Origin of the sequence: Pontibacterium sp., assembly GCF_041587635.1 — a bacterium.
In the GTDB taxonomy this organism is placed as follows: Bacteria; Pseudomonadota; Gammaproteobacteria; order Pseudomonadales; family Balneatricaceae; genus Pontibacterium.
Window position 1 is genome coordinate 1 of sequence record NZ_JBFGYC010000472.1, and the last position, 3,164, is coordinate 3,164.

General features: G+C 45.2%; 5 protein-coding genes and 1 pseudogene. 4 read left to right on the forward strand and 2 right to left on the reverse strand.

The window, feature by feature from the left end; genetic code table 11:
- Both ABYW01_RS17635 and ABYW01_RS17640 read left to right on the forward strand, forming a co-directional pair.
- Positions 1 to 644, forward strand: a 644-nt coding sequence (locus tag ABYW01_RS17635) for an EAL domain-containing protein (RefSeq protein WP_372835303.1), incomplete at its 5' end; no start/stop codon positions are given.
- A gap of 103 nt (positions 645 to 747) precedes the next feature.
- Positions 748 to 1,300, forward strand: a pseudogene (locus ABYW01_RS17640) (helix-turn-helix domain-containing protein); the annotation flags it as partial.
- Here the strand turns inward: ABYW01_RS17640 and ABYW01_RS17645 are convergent.
- On the reverse strand, positions 1,242 to 1,580 hold the full coding sequence (locus tag ABYW01_RS17645; RefSeq protein ID WP_372835306.1) for an IS3 family transposase: 339 nt from the start codon (positions 1,578 to 1,580) through the stop codon (positions 1,242 to 1,244). The pseudogene ABYW01_RS17640 and the gene ABYW01_RS17645 sit on opposite strands and share 59 nt — an antisense overlap.
- A 309-nt stretch (positions 1,581 to 1,889) precedes the next feature.
- Between ABYW01_RS17645 and ABYW01_RS17650 the strand changes: the two genes are divergently transcribed.
- Positions 1,890 to 2,060 (forward strand): hypothetical protein, encoded by a 171-nt coding sequence (locus tag ABYW01_RS17650; RefSeq protein WP_372835308.1) that lies wholly within the window; start codon positions 1,890 to 1,892, stop codon positions 2,058 to 2,060.
- Between the two features lie 300 nt (positions 2,061 to 2,360).
- Here ABYW01_RS17650 and ABYW01_RS17655 read toward each other — a convergent pair whose 3' ends face one another.
- On the reverse strand, positions 2,361 to 2,690 hold the full coding sequence (locus ABYW01_RS17655) for a LysR substrate-binding domain-containing protein (protein ID WP_372835311.1): 330 nt from the start codon (positions 2,688 to 2,690) through the stop codon (positions 2,361 to 2,363).
- 130 nt (positions 2,691 to 2,820) lie between these two features.
- Here ABYW01_RS17655 and ABYW01_RS17660 point away from each other — a divergent pair, with 130 nt between their 5' ends.
- Entirely contained in the window at positions 2,821 to 2,970 is a 150-nt protein-coding gene (locus ABYW01_RS17660; RefSeq protein WP_372835314.1) for a hypothetical protein, read from the forward strand.
- The last annotated feature ends 194 nt before the right edge of the window (positions 2,971 to 3,164 follow it).

The following is a 3,164-nucleotide window of genomic DNA, read 5'->3' on the forward strand; positions in this document are numbered from 1 at the left end:
GAGGCATAATTCTGCCAGATCAATTTATTCCTTTAGCGGAACAATCTGGCTTGATAACGTCATTGGGTGAGTGGGTATTTCAAACTGGGTTGAAACAAGCAGCACAAATGCAAAGACATTTTGGAGCAAGATTTTATACAGCTTTCAACCTTTCTATGGCGCAATTCGTATCGTGCTCACATATAGGATGGCTCATTGATAAGTTAGGATCCAGTAATGCAAACATTACTATTGAACTAACCGAGAGCTTAAAATTTATTGACAATGCAGAATACAGATCGATACTTGACTCAATCAAAAAGAGCGGCTGCAAAATTGCTTTAGATGATTTTGGGACAGGGCAGTCCTCTTTAAGTTACATTAAGCAAGTACCAGTCGATATAGTGAAAATAGATAGATCGTTTGTACGTGACATCAGTATCGATCATAATGATTCTGAGCTGGTGCTAGCTATTATCCAGATGGCAAAAGCTTTTAACCTGACAACTATCGCTGAGGGCGTTGAAACCTATGAGCAGCTTGATTTTTTAAAAGCGCATGGTTGCCAGTATGCACAAGGATTCTTATTTGGAAAAGCGCTGCCGTTTAATGAATTTTTAAAGTTTTCTGAAAGCTTTGGTTTTCAGGAGATGGTTTTTGAATGAGGTGAATTGATTCAGACTTAATCTGACACCCGTCTTGAAGAAGGAAGGGTTACCGAGTTTGATGAATGAGGCCAAACGAACATCAAAGCCAAAAGGTAACCCCATGATTCAGAGTGACGAACGCATCATCAAACACAAACTCGGTTTGCTCAATTTGGCAGAGGAGCTTGGCAATGTATCCAAGGCCTGCTAGGTGATGGGCTTGTCACGTGATACCTTTTACCGCTACAAAACTGCTGTCGAGGACGGTGGTGTAACGCACTGTTCGATAAATGCCGACGCAAACCGAACCTCAAGAATCGAGCGGATGAACAGGTTGAAGAAGCTGTTGTTCTTATGCCATTGATCAGCCTGCTCATGGCCAAGTACGAGTCAGTAATGAGTTACCCAAGCGTGGCGCCTTTGTATCTGCCAGTGGTGTAAGAAGCATCTGGCTCAGGCATCAGCTTGGTAACTTCAAACAACATCTCGCTGCTTTGGAGGCCCGCGTTGCTGAAGAAGGCCTCATCCTCTCCGAAGCTCAAATTACTGCTCTGGAACGCAAACAGCAGGACGATGTCGCTGCGGGAGAGATGGAGGCTGCCCATCCAGGGTATCTCAGTTCGCAAGATACGTTCTACGTACGCACACTGAAAGGCGTAGGCAGGGTCTATCAGTAGACCTTCGTGGATACATATTCCAAGGTTGCTTGCAGATAAGTCCGGATTCCGGCATCAGCTTACGCACTTTATATCGACCTATTTCGATACCTTCGGTTTGCAGCATCTCTGTAATCGTGCGGCTATCTGCAGAGCTTCGGCTTTCTTTAAATATCGTATTAACCCGAGCTTTCAGATCAAGTCTGACGGCGTCGATCACCGCTTTTTTCCGTTTGTAGCTGTAATAGGCAGAGCGTGTCACATCAAATACATTACAGACCAGTACTTTCTTGCTCACTTATCTGGTCTATCAGCGAGAACGACTCAGTTGGTTGAAACACCTAAACGGTGCGCTACTGTATATGCAGACTTCAGAGTAGAAGTCTGCATATACAAAACAGGTACTTAACAAGTTTGATTAAAACATCATAACTCTTACTTTATGGGCGTGACTTTTCTACTTTCCCATGATAGCGTCAAAGAGTCGCAATCCGACCAGGATTGTTTACCAAAATAATATAGATCCTCGCATAAGGGGCTAATTGGAACTTGGTAAGCTTCAAAAATTGGATATAACCAACCAGGCATCATTAGAGGGCGGTTAACTATGAGAAGCAATCAACATCCATCGATGAATGGACCAACAAAGGAATGGGAAGACCAAGAAGAGTTTAGGAAAGTACTCTTCCACGACGACAAAGCAACCCTACTCGAACAGCTGGAAGCTTTTGAATTAACATGGAGAATCATCAAAAACGGCATGCTCGAAGAGCATTAAGCTTGGATCACTACGAATAGGTCAAAAAAACAAGCGTATGCCCCGAAATAAAGGACCATTACCCTCGTAATGTGTTAACTAACCCATTCGCCACCGGGGCATACTTCTACTTCCTCCTATCCCCATCAAATGAGCTCTTCACACGGAAGAGATTTCTTCTTTAACTACAGCCTCCAATCTATCCGCGAAACACACGAAATTCACCATAAATGGTCGGATGCAACAATGAGAAAAGGTACATATCAAACTTTAAGGCATAAAGCTTGAATGAAGACCTGCTTAAAATATTATAAATTTATATTATGCATTGGGATAAACCACATAAATACTTTTCAGAGCTGGTTCACACCCTTCCAATACCTGAACAAGCGCCCCCTCCTGTAACAACCGATGCACTAATGGATACGGGACAAGCGCAACCCCCATACTGCTGGTGAGTGCTTTAACCGCCAGCTGCATATTACCCACGGCGTATCGCCCTTTGACCGGAATCGTGACCTCTCCTTTTTCTGTTCGCAATTGCCAATGTTGATTGGTCAGACTCGTCCCCATGATGACACAATCGTGTTGAGACAGTTCCTTCGCAGATTCAGGCCGGCCAGCCCGGGCCAGATAGTCGGACTGGCACACAAGATACTTCGCTTTGGTCCGATGCGACGGGCGACGAGGCTAGAACCCTCTAGTTCGCCCGAGCGAAATGCGATGTCTATGCGCTCATCAAGTAGATCAACGTATTGGTCGGTCACACAGGGGCAAAGAGATGAATCGCGCAGTCATAGAGATCATAAACGGCCATCAACATGGCCCGGTTACCCGCTTTGTTAGCGTGTACAACGTGGAACAACTGAATCAGTTTGTTCTGTGGGACCACTTTCATGCCGATGCCCATATCGTCGGTAGCAACAAGTGATGTCTGGAGATCAGAAACGGCTGGTTCAGCTACCGCTGGACACAGATTTTTGAGATGGGTGATACCCCATCCAGCTCCACGGTCATGAAAGCCCGCAAAACCTCCGACAATTCACTGGCACTATTTACCCCTGCGCCTGTTGATGAAGTTGTGGCCAAGATACTGGAAGAGAAACCGGATGTGGTGTTTGCACC